Source organism: Catenulispora sp. MAP12-49, from assembly GCF_041262705.1.
Taxonomy (GTDB): Bacteria; Actinomycetota; Actinomycetes; order Streptomycetales; family Catenulisporaceae; genus Catenulispora.
In genome coordinates, this window is the sequence record NZ_JBGCCP010000002.1 from 371,803 (window position 1) to 389,920 (window position 18,118).

At 70.0% G+C, this 18,118-nt stretch carries 18 protein-coding genes; 11 read left to right on the forward strand and 7 right to left on the reverse strand.

The window, feature by feature from the left end; all coding sequences use genetic code 11:
- Nucleotides 1-70 precede the first annotated feature (70 nt).
- Nucleotides 71-874 (reverse strand): class I SAM-dependent methyltransferase, encoded by an 804-nt coding sequence (locus tag ABIA35_RS05785; protein ID WP_370357130.1) that lies wholly within the window; start codon nucleotides 872-874, stop codon nucleotides 71-73.
- A gap of 221 nt (nucleotides 875-1,095) precedes the next feature.
- On the opposite strand from ABIA35_RS05785, the gene ABIA35_RS05790 reads away from it, so the two are divergent.
- Together ABIA35_RS05790 and pyrH are read left to right on the forward strand one after the other, a co-directional pair.
- Nucleotides 1,096-1,245 (forward strand): hypothetical protein, encoded by a 150-nt coding sequence (locus ABIA35_RS05790; protein ID WP_370357131.1) that lies wholly within the window; start codon nucleotides 1,096-1,098, stop codon nucleotides 1,243-1,245.
- A gap of 120 nt (nucleotides 1,246-1,365) precedes the next feature.
- Nucleotides 1,366-2,085 carry a UMP kinase gene (gene pyrH, locus ABIA35_RS05795; RefSeq protein WP_370357132.1) on the forward strand — a complete coding sequence of 240 codons (720 nt, stop codon included), beginning with the start codon at nucleotides 1,366-1,368 and terminating at the stop codon, nucleotides 2,083-2,085.
- A 112-nt stretch (nucleotides 2,086-2,197) separates the two neighbouring features.
- Here pyrH and ABIA35_RS05800 read toward each other — a convergent pair whose 3' ends face one another.
- Nucleotides 2,198-3,151, reverse strand: coding sequence for an aldo/keto reductase (locus ABIA35_RS05800; RefSeq protein ID WP_370357133.1), 954 nt, complete (start codon nucleotides 3,149-3,151; stop codon nucleotides 2,198-2,200).
- 163 nt (nucleotides 3,152-3,314) lie between these two features.
- On the opposite strand from ABIA35_RS05800, the gene ABIA35_RS05805 reads away from it, so the two are divergent.
- Both ABIA35_RS05805 and ABIA35_RS05810 read left to right on the forward strand, forming a co-directional pair.
- Nucleotides 3,315-4,289, forward strand: coding sequence for a helix-turn-helix transcriptional regulator (locus tag ABIA35_RS05805; protein ID WP_370357134.1), 975 nt, complete (start codon nucleotides 3,315-3,317; stop codon nucleotides 4,287-4,289).
- A gap of 10 nt (nucleotides 4,290-4,299) precedes the next feature.
- Entirely contained in the window at nucleotides 4,300-4,815 is a 516-nt protein-coding gene (locus tag ABIA35_RS05810) for a DinB family protein (protein WP_370357135.1), read from the forward strand.
- Between the two features lies 1 nt (nucleotide 4,816).
- Here ABIA35_RS05810 and ABIA35_RS05815 read toward each other — a convergent pair whose 3' ends face one another.
- Nucleotides 4,817-6,160, reverse strand: coding sequence for a DUF2254 domain-containing protein (locus ABIA35_RS05815; RefSeq protein WP_370357137.1), 1,344 nt, complete (start codon nucleotides 6,158-6,160; stop codon nucleotides 4,817-4,819).
- A 189-nt stretch (nucleotides 6,161-6,349) separates the two neighbouring features.
- On the opposite strand from ABIA35_RS05815, the gene ABIA35_RS05820 reads away from it, so the two are divergent.
- Complete coding sequence (locus ABIA35_RS05820) at nucleotides 6,350-8,698, forward strand: FdhF/YdeP family oxidoreductase (RefSeq protein ID WP_370357402.1); 2,349 nt, start codon at nucleotides 6,350-6,352, stop codon at nucleotides 8,696-8,698.
- A 156-nt stretch (nucleotides 8,699-8,854) separates the two neighbouring features.
- Nucleotides 8,855-10,030 (forward strand): hypothetical protein, encoded by a 1,176-nt coding sequence (locus ABIA35_RS05825; RefSeq protein ID WP_370357138.1) that lies wholly within the window; start codon nucleotides 8,855-8,857, stop codon nucleotides 10,028-10,030.
- Nucleotides 10,031-10,049: 19 nt separating this feature from the next.
- Here the strand turns inward: ABIA35_RS05825 and ABIA35_RS05830 are convergent, their stop codons facing one another.
- Nucleotides 10,050-10,745, reverse strand: coding sequence for a type 1 glutamine amidotransferase domain-containing protein (locus ABIA35_RS05830; protein WP_370357139.1), 696 nt, complete (start codon nucleotides 10,743-10,745; stop codon nucleotides 10,050-10,052).
- 125 nt (nucleotides 10,746-10,870) lie between these two features.
- Nucleotides 10,871-11,902 (reverse strand): glycosyl hydrolase family 18 protein, encoded by a 1,032-nt coding sequence (locus ABIA35_RS05835; protein WP_370357140.1) that lies wholly within the window; start codon nucleotides 11,900-11,902, stop codon nucleotides 10,871-10,873.
- A gap of 158 nt (nucleotides 11,903-12,060) precedes the next feature.
- Between ABIA35_RS05835 and ABIA35_RS05840 the strand changes: the two genes are divergently transcribed.
- From ABIA35_RS05840 to ABIA35_RS05850, 3 genes are read left to right on the forward strand one after another with little or no spacing between them, the layout of a single operon-like run.
- Nucleotides 12,061-12,435 carry a hypothetical protein gene (locus ABIA35_RS05840; RefSeq protein WP_370357141.1) on the forward strand — a complete coding sequence of 125 codons (375 nt, stop codon included), beginning with the start codon at nucleotides 12,061-12,063 and terminating at the stop codon, nucleotides 12,433-12,435.
- 31 nt (nucleotides 12,436-12,466) lie between these two features.
- The gene (locus ABIA35_RS05845) at nucleotides 12,467-12,712 is read left to right on the forward strand and encodes a Smr/MutS family protein (RefSeq protein ID WP_370357142.1); all 246 of its coding nucleotides are present in this window, start codon (nucleotides 12,467-12,469) and stop codon (nucleotides 12,710-12,712) included.
- A gap of 58 nt (nucleotides 12,713-12,770) precedes the next feature.
- Nucleotides 12,771-13,457 (forward strand): class I SAM-dependent methyltransferase, encoded by a 687-nt coding sequence (locus ABIA35_RS05850; protein ID WP_370357143.1) that lies wholly within the window; start codon nucleotides 12,771-12,773, stop codon nucleotides 13,455-13,457.
- Nucleotides 13,458-13,504: 47 nt separating this feature from the next.
- Here the strand turns inward: ABIA35_RS05850 and ABIA35_RS05855 are convergent, their stop codons facing one another.
- Entirely contained in the window at nucleotides 13,505-14,032 is a 528-nt protein-coding gene (locus ABIA35_RS05855) for a hypothetical protein (protein ID WP_370357144.1), read from the reverse strand.
- A gap of 265 nt (nucleotides 14,033-14,297) precedes the next feature.
- Here ABIA35_RS05855 and ABIA35_RS05860 point away from each other — a divergent pair, with 265 nt between their 5' ends.
- Both ABIA35_RS05860 and ABIA35_RS05865 read left to right on the forward strand, forming a co-directional pair.
- A complete protein-coding gene (locus ABIA35_RS05860) occupies nucleotides 14,298-14,858 on the forward strand; it encodes a TetR/AcrR family transcriptional regulator (protein WP_370357403.1) in 561 nt (186 codons plus the stop codon).
- A complete protein-coding gene (locus tag ABIA35_RS05865; protein WP_370357145.1) occupies nucleotides 14,855-16,309 on the forward strand; it encodes an MFS transporter in 1,455 nt (484 codons plus the stop codon). Before ABIA35_RS05860 ends, ABIA35_RS05865 begins: the two co-directional genes overlap by 4 nt.
- 13 nt (nucleotides 16,310-16,322) lie before the next feature.
- Here the strand turns inward: ABIA35_RS05865 and ABIA35_RS05870 are convergent, their stop codons facing one another.
- The gene (locus tag ABIA35_RS05870; protein WP_370357146.1) at nucleotides 16,323-17,936 is read right to left on the reverse strand and encodes an MFS transporter; all 1,614 of its coding nucleotides are present in this window, start codon (nucleotides 17,934-17,936) and stop codon (nucleotides 16,323-16,325) included.
- Nucleotides 17,937-18,118: the final 182 nt, after the last annotated feature.

Genomic DNA, 18,118 nt, shown 5'->3' on the forward strand with positions numbered 1-18,118 from the left:
CCTGCTGGGCCGCGACGGTCCGCGGCGGGGATCTGGCGGCGCCGTCCGAGACCGGACGGCGCCGCGCGCATCAGGGCGCGGCCCTGACCGGCTTGACCGCGAGCGTCGCAAAATAATGCGACATGTATTGCGCGGACGGGTTGGATTGGTGCGGTGCCTCGGCGAAGCCGGTGACCACGAACCCCGCGGCGAGCTGCCCGCCGATCTGGTCGGCGAGGGTGTGACTGTATTCGAGCGCGGCATCCGCGCCGAACTTGGCGTCGCGTTCCTCGGCGGAGTAGTGCGTGACATCGCTGTAGGGCAGCTTGTGCACGACGACCAGCTCGCCGCCCTCGTCGAGGGCATCGGGATCGAACAAGTACACATCCGGGTTGAGGAAACCCGCGAGCAGAGTCCCGCCCGGCCGCAGGACACGGAAGCACTCACGCCACACCGGCGCCACCTCGGGGACGAAACAGTTCGAAACCGGGTTGATCACCACGTCGAACACCGCATCGCCGAAAGCACCGAGGTCACGCATATCCCCCAGCACAGTGCGCACCTCAAGCCCGTCGCGCGCCGCCACCATCCGGTCCTGCCCAAGCTGCCCGGGCGAGTTGTCGAACACAGTGACCCGCGCCCCCGCGGCGGCAAGCAGCGGACCCTGCTGGCCACCCCCGGAGGCCAGACTCAGCACATCCTTGCCGGCCAGGTCCGCCGGCAGCCACGACCGGTCGACAGGCTGATGCCCGATGACGACAATCGACCAGTCGCCCGCACGAGCACGCTCGACGTCCTCAGTACTCACCGGCCGCGACCACTCATTGCCCTCCTGGACAAGCTTGTCCCAGGCAGCCCGATTGTGGGCACCGGGATCGACGACCATGTCCTGCATGTCCAACTCCCTGCTACGGCAAAGCGGCCACCGGCGCCACTGACGCTCCGGTCCCGCCAGCCAACACGATCACGGATGCGGGCTCAACGGGATTAGCGGCGGGTCCGACCGCCGGCTTCGAGCCGTTCCGCGAGACGTTCGCCGAGCAGGAGCGCGCCGCCGAGGCCGAAGACGGGGAACTGGCCGACGCGTGCTACGAGCAGGTCCGCAAAACCCTGACGATGAGCTTCCCCGACGGCAAACCGGTCGCCGAGTTCTGGCTGCACGTCCACGGCGACGGCACCGCCGCCTGGCGCTGGCACAACGAGCCCTTCGGCACCGCGGATGACGCCGAAGGGAAACCAGCGAGCATCGCCGCGGACTACCCCTAGTTCGAACAGACCACGTTCGCCCCCGGCATCAGTTTGGCGCCGTAGCGCTCTGCGATCTCGGCGTCGGTCTAGGCTGAGCCAGGTCGCCAGCGGCGCGGCCCGGAAAGGCAGGGTCCGAACGTGGCACGCTATTCGCGGGTCGTGGTCAAACTCAGTGGCGAGGCGCTCGCCGGTACTGCGGGCAGCGGTGTCGATCCGGAGTGCCTGGCGCGGATGGCCGATGAGATTCTCGCTGTGCATCGTCTTGGCGTGCAGGTGGGTGTGGTGGTCGGTGGTGGCAACTACTTCCGGGGCCGCATGGCTGAGGGGTGGGGTATCGGGCGGGCTGAGGCCGACAACATCGGGATGCTCGGGACCGTCATGAATGCCCTGATGTTGCGTGGTGCGTTGACCGGGCGCGGGGCCGGGGATGTGCGGGTCATGACCGCCGTGCCGATGCAGAGTCTGGCCGAGCCCTTCATCCGGTTGCGGGCCGAGCGGCACTTGGAGCGGGGCCTGATCGTGCTGCTGGCCGGCGGGATCGGGCAGCCGTACGTGACCACCGACTACCCCTCCGTCCAGCGTGCGCTGGAGCTGGAAGCCGGTGCGCTGCTGGTCGCCAAGCGGGGCGTCGACGGCGTCTACGACCGGGACCCGAACCTCGATCCGGCCGCGCGGCGGTTCTCGACGATGACACATGCCCAGGCCGTCGAGGCCCGCGTCAAGATCATGGACGAGAGCGCGTTCGTGCTGGCCAGCGAGCACAAGCTGCCGATGCACATCTTCGACGTCTCCGCGCCGGAGGGCATGCGCCGCATTTGCGAGGGCGAGGACGTCGGCACGCTGGTCACGAGCCCGTAAGGCCCCTGAGCCCGCGAACCGATCGCCCCCGAACCGATCGCCTGCAATCCGATCGCCCCCGAAGCGGTCGTCTGCAATCCGATCGCCCCCGAACCGGCCGTCCCGCGGCGCCTCACATCTCCTGCTCCCACCACCCGCGCGTGTCGACGCCCGCGGCATCCGCCAGGGCCTCCAGCTCCACGATCTCCTCGTCGGCGAGCTCGATGCCGCGGGCCCGGACCAACCCGTCGATGTAGCCCGCCTTCGTGACCCCGACGATCGGGGTCGTCCCCTTGGCGATGGCCCAGGCGGTGGCGACATCGGCGGCCGAGGCGCCGCGCTCCCCACCGACGGCCGCCATCCGGTCCGTCAGCGCTTGCAGTCGGGGCAGGATGCCGTTGTACGCGGCCGCCCGGTTGCTCCCCTCCGGCAGCGGATTGGCGGGGCTGTACCTGCCGGTCAGCGCCCCCTGCTCCAGGACCATGTAGGAGAAGAACGGCACGTCGATCTTCCGGCAGTGCTCGAGGATGCCCGCGCGCTCGGAGCCCCGGTGCAGCAGGCTGAAGTGGTTCTGGACGGCCGCCACGCGAAAGCCGGCCTCGCCGAGGATCTCATCGGCGAGGGCGATCTGCTCCAGGTTGTGGTTCGAGACGCCGACATGCTTGACGGCGCCGCTCCTGAGCAGCGGGATCAGCAGCGGTGTCCACCGTGCCACGTCGGCGGGATTGTGGATCCACAGGAGATCCACGTAGTCCGTGTTCATCCGCTCCAGGCTCTGCTCCAGCATGTCCGCGACCGGGTCGGCGCCGTCGCCGGCGACCTGCGGAGTGAACTTCGTCGACAGCTGGTACTCGCCGCGGTCATAGCCCTTCAGCGCCTGGGCGAGGACCGTCTCCGAGCGGCCCATGCCGTACACCACGGCGGTGTCCCACAAGGTGAACCCGTTCGACTGCGCCTTGTCGACGACCTCCCGCAGGCCGGCCTCGCTCAGCTGACTGCCGAAGTAGCCCTCGCCCGCCGTTCCGCTGTCGCCCCAGGCCCACGTGCCCAATGCCACCTCCGGCACAGTCAGCGCCTTGTTCGTCATGTCTTGTCTCCGTTGGTAGTTCTAGCGATCTTGCGATCTTGCGACCGGACTGGAAGGTCCGATCCCCAGGAGATCGCGTCCGCCGCCGCCGAAGAAGGCCGCGTTTATAGGGGGTACAAGCTCAACCCCCTTCGCGGCGTGACCAGCGGTTACCATGACGGACATGGACCAACCGCCCGGAACCCGCGGCGAGATCCGGGACTTCCTGGCCGGCCGGCGCGCCAAGATCACCCCGGCGCAGGCCGGACTGCCGACCGGCGCCCGCCGCCGGGTCCCCGGCCTGCGGCGCGAGGAGGTCGCCGTCCTGGCCGGCGTGAGCACGGAGTGGTACACGCGGCTGGAGAAGGGGCACATCGGCGGCGTGTCCGAGGACGTCCTGGACGCGGTCGCCCGCGCCCTGCGGCTGGACGACGACGAACGCACTTACCTGTTCGACCTGGCCCGGTCATCGCGGCGGGAGAGCGGCACGAGCCGCACTAGCCACACGCCGCCGCATCGCAGAGACGCCGAGGTCCCGCCCCAGGTCCAGTGGCTACTCGACTCCATGACGGCGTCCTCGGCGTTCGTCCGCGACGGCCGCACCGCCATCGTCGCCGCCAACGCCCTGGCCCGGGCCCTGTTCGCACCGATGTTCGACAGCACCACCGGCGACGAACACGGCCGCCCCAACCTCGCCCGCTACATCTTCCTCGACCCCGGCGCGCACGACTTCTTCGTCGACTGGGACGCCGCCGCCAGCGCCACCGCCGCCCTGCTGCGCGCCGAGGTCGGACGCCGACCGCGCGACCCCGCACTGCGCGACCTGACCGACGAGCTGTCCACCCTCAGCCCCGAGTTCCGCGGCCGATGGGCCGCGCACGACGTCCTGATGCGCCACGACGGCGTCAAACAGCTTCAGCACCCCGACGTCGGCCGCCTGGAACTGGCCTTCCAGTCCCTGGACCTCCCGCTGCCCGGCTCGGCCGAGCGCGAGCTGGTCGTCTACACCGCCGAGCCCGGCACCGCGTCCGAGGACCGGCTCAAGCTCCTCGCCATCTGGGCAGCCACAGAATCTCAAGCGGCCACAGAATCTCAGGCGGCCACGGAAACCCGGGCGGCCACGGAAAATAGCCGCCGCCCTCCAGCATCCCGGGCCTAAACTGCGCGCGATGACTCAACGAACCGATACGCCTCCCACGTGGGACGAGCGAACGCAACTGACCACTTTTCTGGACTACGCCCGCGACACCGCACGCACCAAGTGCGAGGGCGTGTCCGCCGAAGACGCCCGCAAGGCCCCGCTTCCGGCTTCGCCGTTGATGACGCTGTGCGGACTGATCAGCCATCTGCGCTGGGTGGAGTACTACTGGATCCAAGTGATGTTCCTCGGCGAGGAACTCACGGGGCTGCTCGCCGAGGCGACCGACGATGATCCCGACCCTGAGATGCGAGCCGCGGTCGACATCCCCCTGCCGCGGCTTCTCGCCGAGTACGAGGAGCAGAGCGCGCGCTACCGCCTCCTGATGTCAGAGTACGACCTGGACTCGACGGCCAAGCGCGCCATCAGCGACGGCCGCCACGTCGACCTCCGGTGGGTGCTGCTCCATCTCATCGAGGAGACGTCCCGCCACAACGGCCACCTGGATGTCGTCCGTGAGCTCGTCGACGGCCGGACCGGGGTCTGAGCTAGTCCCCTGTCTCCCGCAACAACCGCTCATGCAGCGCCACCAGCGCGTTGTAAGCACTCATCACGTCAGCCAGATCCCGCGTCTCCGGAATCGACTGCTCAGCCGCCATCTCGATCATGTCCGCCTGCTCCCGCAGCACCGCGTACTGCTCCGCGCGCGGCGCCTGCGCCATGATCTCCCGCAGCGCCTGCAGCTCCCGGATCATCACCGAGGGCACCCCGAGGCTGGCCTGGCGGATCTTCTCGAACCCGCGCCGGACCAGCCGGTCGTAGGAGGCCTGCGTCCGGATCAGCCGTACGTACCCGGCCCGGTCGCGGTGCACCACCTGCGGGTTCCAGTGCAGCGCGACCTGGCGCAGGCTGTCGCCGAGCCAGTCGATGCAGGTCAGCGCGGTGAAGGGGTCGTTCACTGCCGGGGACAGCGCCCGGACGGCGATCTCCACCAGCTGGTCGATGCCGAAGGAGATGTCCTGGGTCAGGGAGCGGTAGGGGCCGTTCAGGTGCGCGCGCCGCAGGGCCTCCTTGACGTGCGGCGCGGCTTCCGGCGGGGTCACGGTGGCCAGCAGGCGGCCGGCGACGATGAAGTGCCCGGGGCGGTAGAGCAGGTGGATCACCGCGTCGGCGTCGGTGGCGATGCGGACCAGCATGCTGTGCGAGACGTACTGCAGGTATCCGCTCTCCGAGGCGGTCACCACGCCGTGCTCGGCCTCCATCGCGGCCAGGATCTCCCGCGGCGCGGGCCCCAGCTTCGGCCCTCCGGCCGGCGGGACGGCCTCGTCCTCGATCGCCTTGGCCACGTCGCCGGCGATGGAGGCGATGACGTAGGGCAGCTGGATCTGCACCGCGATGTGGTGGATGAAGTAGATCAGGATGAAGACGTCCAGCAGCGACAGGAACAGCACCGCGCTGATGGAGGCGTGCGGGACGAAGTCGCCGTGTTTGCCGGGGCCGATGGAGATCAGGACCAGGATGGCGAAGGTGAAGGTGCCGACGAAGGTGCCCAGCGTCCACTGGGTCCCGCGGTCGCGCATGAAGTTGCGCAGCATGCGCGGCCCGAGCTGGCTGGCGGCCAGCGTCAGGGCCACCAGGATCACCGAGAACACCACGCCGATCACGGTGATGATGGCGGCGGCCAGCGCGGCCAGGATCTGCCGGGAGGCGTCGGCGGTGCCGCTGATCACCCAGGACGGCAGCTTCACCGAGCCGTTGTAGGCCGCGCGGTCGAGCACGTAGCCGCCCCAGAACAGCAGGAACGCCGCCCCGACCTCCAGCGTCGGCACCCACCACAGGCTGGTGCGCAGCGCCTCCCGGCGCCAGCCGGACCGCAGCTCGACACGCGTCAACGCGGCTCCTGTCCCGAAGTGAGCGGTCCCGAAGTGAGCGCAAGTACAGCAATTCTCGTGGGTTGGATCTCCCAGGGTACGGATCTGACGCCCTGAATGGGCCATCCGGGTAGCGCCGGTGCCGCCGACCGGCGGACAGTGGTCGCCGTGAACTCCTCGCAGGACGCCGCCAAGCAGCCCGAGCCGCCGCTGGAACCCTCGGTCGGAGCCGCCCCGGAGGCGCCGCCGAGCTCGCACCCCTACCACCATCCGGCCGCCGGCTGGGGCGCCGCCAAGAGCGTCACCAAAGTGCTGCTGGACCAGGGCGAGCTGCGCGAGGGCACGCGGGCGATCCTGAAGATGAACCACGAGAACGGCGGTTTCGACTGCCCCGGATGCGCCTGGCCGGATTCCCTGAAGGGCATCCACCTGGACATCTGCGAGAACGGCATCAAGCACGTCACCTGGGAGATGACCCGCAAGCGCGCCGGCCGCGAGTTCTTCGCCGCGCACACCGTCTCCGAGCTGGAGCAGTGGTCCGACTTCGCGCTGGAGGACCAGGGCCGGCTCACCGAGCCGCTGGTCTACGACGCCGAGACCGACCACTACGTGCCGATCGGCTGGAAGGACGCCTTCGAGCTGATCGGGCGCACCCTGCGCGAGCTCGACGACCCGAACCAGGCCGCGTACTACACCTCGGGCCGGCTGGGCAACGAGGCCACGTTCCTGTACCAGCTGATGGCGCGCGAGCTGGGCACGAACAACCTGCCGGACTGCTCCAACATGTGCCACGAGGCCAGCGGCCGGGGTCTGACCGCGGCCCTGGGCACCGACAAGGGCACCTGCGACCTGAGGGACTGGGAGAGCACCGACGCCCTGTTCATCCTGGGCGTCAACGCCGCCTCCAACGCCCCGCGCATGCTGACCACGCTGGCCGAGGCCTACCGGCGCGGCGCGCAGATCGTGCACATCAACCCGCTCATCGAGGCCGCCGCCACGCGCACGATCGTGCCGCACGAGTTCGCACAGATGGCCGTGAACAAGGCCACGAAGACCAGCACCCTGAACATCCAGCCGCGCATCGGCGGCGACATGGCGCTGATCCGGGGCATGGCCAAGGCCATGCTGGAGTGGGCCCAGGGCGACCCCAAGACGGTCGACCAGGAGTTCCTCGACCGGCACACGCAGGGCTTCGAGGACTACCGCGCCGTGGTCGAGGCCACGAGCTGGGACGAGCTCGAACAGCAGTCGGGCGTCGGCCGCCAGGACATCGTCAAGGCCGCGCAGGTCTACCGCGACGCCGACCGCAGCGTCATCAGCTGGTGCCTGGGCATCACCCAGCACGAGCACGGCGTCGACACCATCCGCGAGATCGTCAACCTCCTGCTGCTGCGCGGCAACATCGGCCGCGAGGGCGCCGGCCCCTCGCCGGTGCGCGGGCACAGCAACGTGCAGGGCAACCGCACCTGCGGCATCGACCACCGCCCCGCGACGGCGTTCCTGGACCGGCTGGCCGAGGTCTGCCAGATCGACCCGCCGCGCGCGTTCGGCCTGGACACGGTCCGCACCGTGCAGGCCATGCACCGCGGCGAGGTGAAGGTGTTCTGCGGCATGGGCGGCAACTTCGCCCTGGCCGCCCCGGACACCCGCTACACCTACGAGGCGCTGCGCACCTGCGAGCTGACCTTCCACGTCAGCACCAAGCTGAACCGCAGCCACCTGGTCCACGGCAAGAAGGCGCTGATCCTGCCGTGCCTGGGCCGCACGGAGAAGGACCACCAGCGCGGCGGCGTGCAGCACGTGTCGGTCGAGGACTCGATGAGCATGGTGCACCTGAGCCTCGGGATGAAGAAGCCGGCCTCGCCGTACCTGATGTCGGAGCCCGCGATCATCGCCGGGATCGCCAAGGCCGCGCTGCCGAAGACCAAGACGCCGTGGGACTGGTACATCGAGGACTACGACCGCATCCGCGACACCATGGCCAAGGTCCTGGACGGCTTCGAGGACTTCAACCGGCGCGTCCGGCTCCCCCTCGGCTTCCGCATCAAGCAGCCGGCCCGCGAGCTGGTCTTCCTGACCCCCTCGGGCAAGGCCGAGTTCTCCGCGGCGGCGCTGACCGACAACGTCCCGGCCCCCGGCACGCTCCTGCTGGGCACGATGCGCTCGCACGACCAGTGGAACACCACGATCTACAGCGACGACGACCGCTACCGGGGCGTCAAGAACCTGCGGGCCCTGGTGTTCATGAACAAGCAGGACATGCGCGAGCGCGGCCTCGGGCAGCTCGACCCGGTGGACATCGTCGCGACCTCCAAGGACGGCTCGAAGCGCACGCTGAACGGCTTCCTGGCCGTGGAGTACGCCGTCCCGCGCGGCTGCGCCGCCGGCTACATGCCGGAGATGAACGTGCTGGTCGGCATCAAGGACTACAGCACGCAGAGCGACCAGCCGCTGATGAAGAACCTGAAGGTGACGATCACGCGCTCGAAAGCCGGCACCAGGCCGGAGTCGAACACCGTGACGACCCGTGCGCCGCGGTCGAGGGTCGCGGCACAATAGACGGCGGCGGCCGGGCTGTGAGGCCGGCCGCCGGCCCGCGCCGGCCGATCCGACTGATCTGGACATGCGGCAGATCCGGCCGGTCCGGCACCCGAACAACCACACGAATGGATTAGGCGACAGGTCCCCGCCGCCCGCCGGGGTGACAGTGGCGGGGTGGACATCTCCGAACTGACGCCCGAAACCCTGGCCACACTGCGCACCCGCCGTCCCTATCCGGCGGTGACCATGGTCATGCCGGTGGACCCCAAGGCGCCCTTCAGCGAGAAGGACCGCATCCTGCTGCGCGGGCTGATCACCGAGGCGCAGCGCCAGCTGGCCGAGGACCAAGACGTCGAGCGCGACGTGCGGCTGGCGCTGCGCGACGGCAAGCTCACCCCGGACACCGTCGCCGAGCTGGTCGACCCGGGCGTCCCGGCCGGCGAGCTGGTCGTCTACCTCAGCGCCACGGACCCGGCGCAGGTCTGGCAGGTGCCGACCGACGCCGAGGTGCTGCCCCGGGTGGAGTTCGCCGACCGGTACCTGACGCGCTACCTGGCCGCCGCCGAGCAGCGCGCGTGGCCGTACCTGGTGCTGGTCCTGGACCAGGAGATGTGCCGGCTTTACCGGGGCTCGGCCTCGCGGCTGCGCGAGGTGCAGCAGCACGGCTTCCCCGACGCCCCGGCCATCCCCTCGCCGGAGGACGCGGTCCCCGGTCCCATCCCGCGCGCGCAGCCGTACGAGGCGCACGAGGAGTACGTCAAGCAGTACTTGCGCACCGTCGACAAGAACCTCGGCCGCGCCCTGAAGGCCCACAACGGCCTGCCGCTGTTCGTCATCGGCGGCGACAAGATCCTCGCGGCCTTCCTGGATCTCACCGGCTACCGCGACCTGGTCGCCGACACCCTGCCGCTGACCGGCATGGACAAGGACACGCCAGCCGAGCTGGCCAAGCGCGTGGCCCCGGCGGTCGAGGCGTACCGCGCGAAGCAGGTCGCCGAGGCGGTGCGGGACCTGGAGGACTCGCGCTCCCAGAACCGCTACGCCGGCGGCCCGGCGGAGGTGTGGACGGCGGTCGCCGACAAGCGGGTGCAGCGGCTGCTCGTCGAGGAGGGCCTGCTGATCGCCGGCACGGCCGACGGCGACGGCCGCGAGCTGAAGACCGTGCCCTACCCCGAACCGGTCACGCTGCCGCAGCCGAAGGAGGACTTCGAGCCGCCGGAGCCGGGTGTGGACACCGACATCGTCGAGCAACTGGTCGAGAACGCTGTGGAGAGCGGCGCGCTGGTGCTGTTCGTGCCGGACGGGACGTTGGCGGACGCGGCGGGGGTGGCGGCGGTGCTGCGGTACTGAGCCCCACCACCACGGCGCCCTACCTCCCCAAGGCCTCCAGCATGTCCGAGGCGATCTGCGCCGAGGACTGCGGGTTCTGCCCGGTGTGCAGATTCCGGTCGGTCTCGGTGTGCGCCTGGAACGCCGGCCCCTCGACGAAGTCGGCGCCGAGCGCGACGAGCTGGTCCTCCAGCAGGTAGCGCATGTTGTCGGCGAGGCCGCCCTGGCGCTCCTCCTCGTCGGTGAAGGCGGTGAGGCGGTAGCCGGCGACGGTCGGGGTGCCGTCGTCGCGGCGGGCGGCCAGGAAGGCGGCCGGGCCGTGGCAGACGGCGCCGACCGGCTTGCCCGCGGCCAGGGCCTCGGTGAGCAGGCGGCCGGCGACCTCGTCGGTGGCCAGGTCCTCCAGCGGGGCGTGGCCGCCGGGGACGAAGACCGCCTCGTAGCCGCCGGTCTCGACGTCGTCCAGGACCAGCGGGGTGCGCAGGTCGGGGAGGTGGTCCAGTTCGGCGCCGTCGTGGGCGTTGAGGCTGCGCGGGTCCGCCTGCGGGACCAGGCCGGCCGGGGTGGTGAACTTGACGTCGAACCCGGCCTCGGTGAACGCCTTGTAGGGGACCAGCAGTTCCTCGGCCCAGAAGCCGGTGGTGTGCAGCGTGGCGTCCTTCATCGTCAGCTGGTGCGCGGCACTGACGATGAACAGGACCCGGGGACGGCCGGCGGCGGCAGCTTGTTCGGACATGGATCCAGGCTCGCAGGCGGGGCGCCGTGGGCAACTCCACGGCGCCGTCCGCATGACCCTGCGAGCCCGGGAGCCTTCGGGCGCAGGAGCCTTCGAGTCCGGCGCCCGAAAGCCTGCGAGCCCGGCTAGCGCTTGGTGAACGCCTCGAAGGTCTTGCTGAACTGCCACGTGTTCTGCGCGATGCCCGAGCAGCTGTCGCTGCCGGCCGTCCCGACGCAGCCGCCGTTGTCCCGCTCCAGGGCCCAGAACGACAGCTCCGCCAGCCCCTTGCCCGCCGCCCAGCGCTCGATGGCGACGGCGTCGGCGGTGGTGGTGACCTCCGGCGGGCCGAAGTCGTCGATGCCGATCATCTCGGTGACGCCGAGGTGGTGGTAGAGCTCTGCGTCGGACTCGTGCGGGTAGATCGCGCGCAGCTGCCGCACCACGGCGGCCGCGGCCGTGGCGGTGTCGGCGGCCATCTCGTGCGGCTGGTCGTCGTAGTAGTCGAACGTCATGATGTTGACGATGTCGATCCGGGCGTGGTTCGCGACGGCGTTCTGGAGCACGCCGACGCCGGTCGGCACGTTCAGCCCGGTCATGTTGGTGCCGACGGTGTAGACGAACTCCACCCGCCGCCCGGTCCGCGCGGCCCAGTCCTCGACGATCTTGATCGCCTTGTTCCGCCGGTCGACCCCGGCGGCGTTGGTCTCGGAGTAGTCCTCGACGTCGAAGTCCAGCCGCGTGACGCCGTAGGTGGTGACCACCGACTCGTAATCCTGCGCGATCTTGTTCACGTCGGTGCAGCTGTCGGCGATCTCCTCCTGCCCGTGGTCGGCGTTGTAGCCCCCGAAGGAGGGCACGACGTCTCCCCCGGCCGCCCGGATCTTGGCGATGTCGGCGCCGTAGTGCGACCAGGCGATCGGCGCGGCGGGGTCCCCGTTCCAGTCGATGTCGCACGACCCCGGCGCCGGGGTCTGGATGAACGCCAGCGTCAGGTACTTGTTGCCGGAGGCGGCGGCCAGCGCGGCCGGGCTGTCGGCGGTGTAGCCCTCGAAGTAGGGCGCGAAGATGTGCCTGGGCAGCTGCCGGCAGTCGGCCGACGCCGTGGCGCCGGTCAGCGACGCGGCGGTGGCCAGCGCGACCACGGCGGTCGCGAGGGTGGTTCGGATACGCTTCACGGGCCCTCCGCTTTTTCGTCAGTAAGGATTACTAACTGATGCGCGACAGTAGGGCGCACAAGCCTCCCAGGTCAAGGCCCTGGTTCACGTCGAGCTTCAGGGTCATGCTCGACCTGAGGGTGAGAGTGTGAAATCGCTATCGTGTGAGGATGTCGCCCATGTCCAAGCTCTCCGAACTGGTCGGCCGGCTCGCCGAGAAGGTGAGCGCTCACGAGGCCCGGCTGAACGCCCTGGCGACGAAGGCCGCGGAACATGACGCGCTGGTGGCCAGAGTCGCAGCGCTGGAAGCCCAGTTGGCCAAGGTGACCAGCCCCGACCATGCCGAGGCCGTGCAGATCCGCGACGAGCCGACCATCGCCCTGGCCGAGTACCGGCGCCAGCTCGACGACGTCGCGTTCGACCCCGAGGCCATCTACGGCTGGCGTCGCTCCGGCGCCTTCCGAGAGGGTACGACCTTGCCGGTCGGCGCAGGGGTTCTGTACATGGCGATGGAGGAGAAATCCGTCTGGTCCATCACCGTCCTGGACGACTAGCACTCGCGCACCGACCACCGGGAGGCCCCGCATGGAGACCCTCGACCTGCACGGCGTCTTCCGCGACGACCGCGCCATCTACCGCGCGGTCCAGCAGGCCCTGTTCCGCTGCTCGGCGACCGGCGTCGACGTTCTTCAGATCATCCCCGGCCGCGGCTCCGGCACGCTGAAGCACCGGGTCATGGCCTTCCTGGAACAGCGGCAGCTGCGGCGCCTGTACGCGCGGGTCGAGGAGGACCCGAACAACGCCGGGCGGATTCTGGTGCACTTCAGGTAACCGCGGTTGTTACACGACACTTCGAACCAGTCGCCCGCCCCACGGCGTCTGATCAAGTGTGACGGACTACTGGAACCACAACGTCGCGCACCACGCCCGCATCGTGCGCGCGATGCCGCCGGACTGCCGCTCGGCCCTGGACGTCGGCTGCGGCGACGGCCTGCTCGCGCGCAAGCTCGCCGCGCGCGCCAGGTGGGTCGTGGCCCTGGACGCCGCACCGGCGATGGCCGAGCAGGCCCGCCGCCGCACCGCCGGCCTGGACGTCGAGGTGGTCGAGGCCGACTTCCTGACCGCGGTCCGCGACGGCGTCCTCCCCCGGCACTCCTTCAGCTTCGTCACCTCCGTCGCCGCCCTGCACCACATGGACCCCGAGGAAGCGCTGCAAGCCATGGCCTCCCTGCTCGAGCCCGGCGGCCGCCTGGCAGTGGCCGGCCTGGCGATGAGCCGCTCAGCCGTGGACTGGCTGATAGCCGCCGCGCAGGTCCCGATAGTGCACACCATCCGCCTGGCCCACCACGGCAAGTCCGGCCCGGACGGCATGCCGATGAGCTTCGACGCCATACCGTCCTGGACCGAGTCGAAGCAGACCGCACTGCGCACCCTGCCCGGAGCACGCTGGCACCGGACCCTGCAACTGCGCTACATGATCGAGTGGACCGCACCGGGCCGCGCCCCCATCGCGCTGCGGCGGGGCTACACCGCCGCGACGCAGCACCTCACAGCGGATCACCCGCCGCTAACCTGACGCGCATGACCCCGCCTCCGCCGCGCTGACGCAGCCCCGGCAAACGGTCATTCCCAGTGGAAGCCGCCTGATTCGAAGACGCAGGTCAGGGTGTTGCCGTTGGCATCGGTGGTGGTGAGGCCGACGTCGGCGTCCGGGCAGAACTCGCCGCGTACGTAGTAGCCGCCGTTGGGGTCTGTGATGACGCCCTGCGACGGGGTGCCGGGCGACGGCGGCGCGACGGTGTTGCTCTGAGTCAGTCTCCCCTCGGTGATCTGACCATTGCCGACCAGGTAGAAGCCGTCGTAGACCTTCGTCGAACCGTCTGTCTGGAGCGCTTCGAGGTGGACGTTGACCGTGTTCCCCTGCACCCCGGTTATGGTCAGGGAGTCATGTGCGGTTCCTGCGAAGCCTGATGCGAACGCGCTGTAGCTGGAGCCGAGGTTGTCGCCTCCCAACTTCCAGGCCGTGGCGTAGTCCTGTGCGTTGATCGCCGCGTAGAAGGCCGAGACCACGGAGGCCGGGTCTTGGGACGCCTGCGACGGCGTGACCGCCGGTGCGGCAGGCGCGCTGGAAGAAGTCCCGGAGGGCGTCACGGTCTTGGTGATCGTCGTCGGTGGAGCCTGAGTGGATGTCGGCGAAGGCGAGGAACTCGGCTTCGCCGAAGGGCTGGTCGCTGCCGAAGCACAACCTGCGGCACCGCATCCCACGGCCACAATCACTGCGATGACCCGGGCTCGCATAACCTCACCCCGCTAGTCCCACCCTCTATCCTCCGCCCTCAAGCCTCCCTCCGCATCCTGGTGGTTACTTGTTAGTGAGTAGTAACATGCCTGCATGGCACCCTCATCCCCACCGAAGATGACCGCCGGCGAGCGCCGGGCGCAGATTCTGGCGATCGCCGCGCAGGAGTTCGCGCTCGGGGGGCTGCACGGCACCTCGACCGAGACGATCGCGCGGCGGGCCGGGATCACGCAGGCGTATGTGTTCCGGTTGTTCGGGTCGAAGAAGAACCTTTTCATTCAGGTTGTGCGATCAGCGTTCGAGCAGTTGACCGGTGCTATGCGGGACGCCGCCGGGGAGAGCACCGGGTTGGCTGCGTTGTCGGCGATGGGTCAGACCTATGACGCGCTGCTCGGCGACCGCACCGCGCTGCTGTTGCAGTTGCAGGGGTTCGCGGCGGCCAGTGAGCCGGAGGTGCGTGATGCGGTGCGCGAGAGCTTTGCCGGGATGTGGCAGGTGGTGGCGGGGACGACCGGGCTGGATCCGGTGACGGTCAAGACGTTCCTGGCGTTCGGGATGCTGCTGAACAACGGGGCGGCGCTGGAGGTGCGCGAGGTGGACGAGCCGTGGGCGCAGGGGGTGCGGACCCGGATCCAGCCCGGCTTGTTCACGCACATCACCGGTGAGACCAACCGATGACCGCCGCCGGCTCCGCGGGATCCGACTCCGACACGCAGGCGGGGCCGGAGGCTGCCGCCACCCCTCTCCCCCGTGCTCTGCTGCTCATCGGTGTGGTCATGGCGGTGGTCGGCAGCGTCGGCGGGCCGCTGATCACCAGCGTGGCGACCACGCTGCACGTCTCGCTCGCGGCGGCGCAGTGGACGCTCACCGTCTCCCTGCTCGCCGGCGCCGTGGCGACGCCGGTGCTCGGGCGGCTCGGGTCCGGCGCGCGCCGGCGGCCGGTCGTGCTGGGCACGCTCGGGGTCATCGTGGCCGGCAGTGTCCTGACGGTGCTGCCGCTGCCGCTGGTGCCGCTGTTGGTGGGGCGGGCGGCGCAGGGGTGCGGGCTGGCGCTGGGTCCGCTGATGATGGCCTCGGCGCGCGAGCACCTGGACCGGGGGCGGGCCGCGTCGACGATCGCGATGATCTCGGTGGCGTCCACGGCCGGGGTGGGCTTCGGGTATCCGCTGGCGGGCTATCTCACCGATGTGGGCGGTATCCGGCTCGCCTATGCGGCCGCGCTGGGGCTTTCGCTGGTGGCCCTGCTTGTGGCGCTGCGCTTCTTCCCCGCGTCGCAGCAGCCTGTCGCCCCGCCGCCGGACGCGGTGGCGAGCCTGCTGCTCACCGCGGGGGTGCTGGTGCTGCTGCTGGTGTTGGGCGAGGCCAGTGTGTGGCAGCACCACCTGCCGCTGGCGGTCGGCGGCGTCGTTCTGGGGCTGCTGGTGCTCGTGGCGTGGACGCTGCGCGAGCGCGCGCTGACGAACCCGCTGGTCGATCTGCGCTTGCTGCGACACCGGGCGGTGGCCGGGGCGAACGCGGCGATGCTGGTGGCCGGGGTCGGGATGTATCTGCTGTTGTCGTGCATCACCCGGTACGTGCAGACCCCGCGCGTGGCCGGCTACGGCTTCGGCTTAAGCACGTTCACGGCCGGGCTGTTCCTGGTGCCGTTCTCAGTGGTCGGGTTCGCCGCGGGCCGGATCAGCCCGTGGGTGCGCCGGTATCTGTCGGCGGCGGCGCTGGTCACGGCGGCGACCGTGGTGGTGATCGCCGCGTTCGCGGTGTTCGCCGTGGCGCGCGGCACGATCGCCGGTCCGCTGGTGGCGATGACGCTGCTGGGGCTGGGCGTCGGGGCGTTCTCGGCGGCGATGCCGGCGGTGATCCTGGAGGTGACGCCGGCGCAGGAGACAGCGAGCGCCATGGGCGTCAACCAGGTCGTGCGCAGCATCGGTTTCTCGCTCGGCAGCACGCTGAGCGCCCTGCTGCTGGCGGCGTACACGCCGGCCGGGGCCGTCTTCCCGTCCGACGAGGGCTTCACGGCCGCGGCGTGGATCGGCGCCGCCGTCACCGCGCTCGCGCTGGGCATCAGCTTCACGCTGCGCCCGCGAGCCGCGGCGACGACGGCGCCGGCACCGTCGCCTTCGCCGGGGTGAACCGGCGGGGTGCTCAGACCGCGGCCTCGCCTGCCTCCACAGAGTCGACAGTCTCGACAGACTCGGGGGCCACGCCCCGCTTGAGCCCGACGAACGCCACGATCGCGGCCACCGCCATGATCCCGGCCATCGCGTAGAAGATCGTCGCGGTGGACTGCGCGAAGGCCACCTTGTAGAAGTGCGGGATCTGCGACAGGTCCGGTGCGCCGCTGCCCGTGGAGCCGGAACCAGAGCCGGAGCCAGAACCGGAGCCAGAGCCGCTGTTCTGCATCTGCGCCAGGCTCGCCGCCGCCTTGTCGGCCGCCGCGCGCGGGACGTGCTCTTCGGTGACCAGCTGGTTGGCGACGTTGACGCGCATCCGGGAGACCAGCGTCGTGCCGAGCACCGCCAGGCCCAGGCTGGCCGCGTAGTTGCGGATGGTCTGGGTGATGCCGGTGGCCTCGCCGTAGGAGTAGCGGCCGGCCTGGTTCACCGCGTCGGTGCTGGCCGGGGAGAGCATGAAGCCCATGCCGGCGCCGGCCAGGACGATGAACCACTGCTGCTTGCCGAAGTCGAGCGTGGTGACCTTCTGGGCCCACAGGAAGAAGCCCACGGCGGCCAGGGCGCAGCCCATGGTGACCGGGCGCTTGGCGCCGATGCGGTCCAGCATGCGGCCGCCGATCTGGGTGGCGATGGCGAAGCCGATGAAGAAGTAGAGCAGGAAGACGCCGGCGTCCTTGGCCTGCTTGCCCAGGGAGATCTGCGCGTACTCGCTGGAGAACAGGAACAGCGGGACGAACACCAGCATCGACACGCCCAGGACCATGTTCTCGACCAGGAACGTCCGGTTCTTGAAGATGTTCATGTCGATCAGCGGCGACTCGGTCCCGCGCTCGACGCGGTAGAACACGACGAGCAGGACCAGGCCGGCGGCGATGCACAGGCCGATCGCCGGGTTGCTCCAGCCCCACAGCGGGGCCTGCTGGAAGCCGAAGACGCCCAGCACGATGCCGCCGGTGATCAGGGCCAGGCCGCGGTAGTCCATCTTGGCCGGGCGGAAGTCGGTGACCGGCTTGGCCAGCACGATCAGCACCAGCGCGACGGCGGCCACCGGCAGGTTGACCCAGAAGATCGCGCGCCACGTCCACTGCGTGAGGAAGCCGCCCATGATCGGGCCGATCGCGGTCAGCGCGCCGGAGATGCCGAAGAACGTGGCCAGCGCCTTGCCGCGCTCGCGCACCTCGTAGGTCTGCACGACGATGGCCAGCGCGGCCGGGAACATGAGCGCTCCGCCCACGCCCTGCAGCGCGCGGAAGGCGATGAGCCAGGCCTCGGCCAGCGAGCCCTTGGGCGTGGCGCCGCACATCGCCGAGGCGCCGGCGAAGACGATGACGCCGACCGTCACCATCTTGCGGTGCCCCAGCGTGTCGGCCAGCCGGCCGCCGAACGCGAACATCGAGGCCAGCGCCAGCAGGTAGGCGTTGACCGCCCACTGCACGCCGGTCGCCGACAGCCCCAGCTTGGTCTGGATCTCCGGGACCGCGATGGACACGATGGTCTGGTCGATGAAGGTCATCGCGACCGCGAAGATCATCGCCGCCAGGACCAGATTCTTCGACCGGCCGTGGACCGGTGCGGTTTCGGACATGTTCCCCTCCCCTGTGAACCCACTCATGACAAGGACGGCAAACAGGGGCGACTGAAACGGATGAGATCTCTGGCACGCCCCCGAACACCGATTCCCGCGTGCTGTGCCGAATACGCGGAACGCCCCCAACTGATATCCCCGTCAGCGGGTAACCGGAGGCCATCATGGTGCATGTCTGCCGG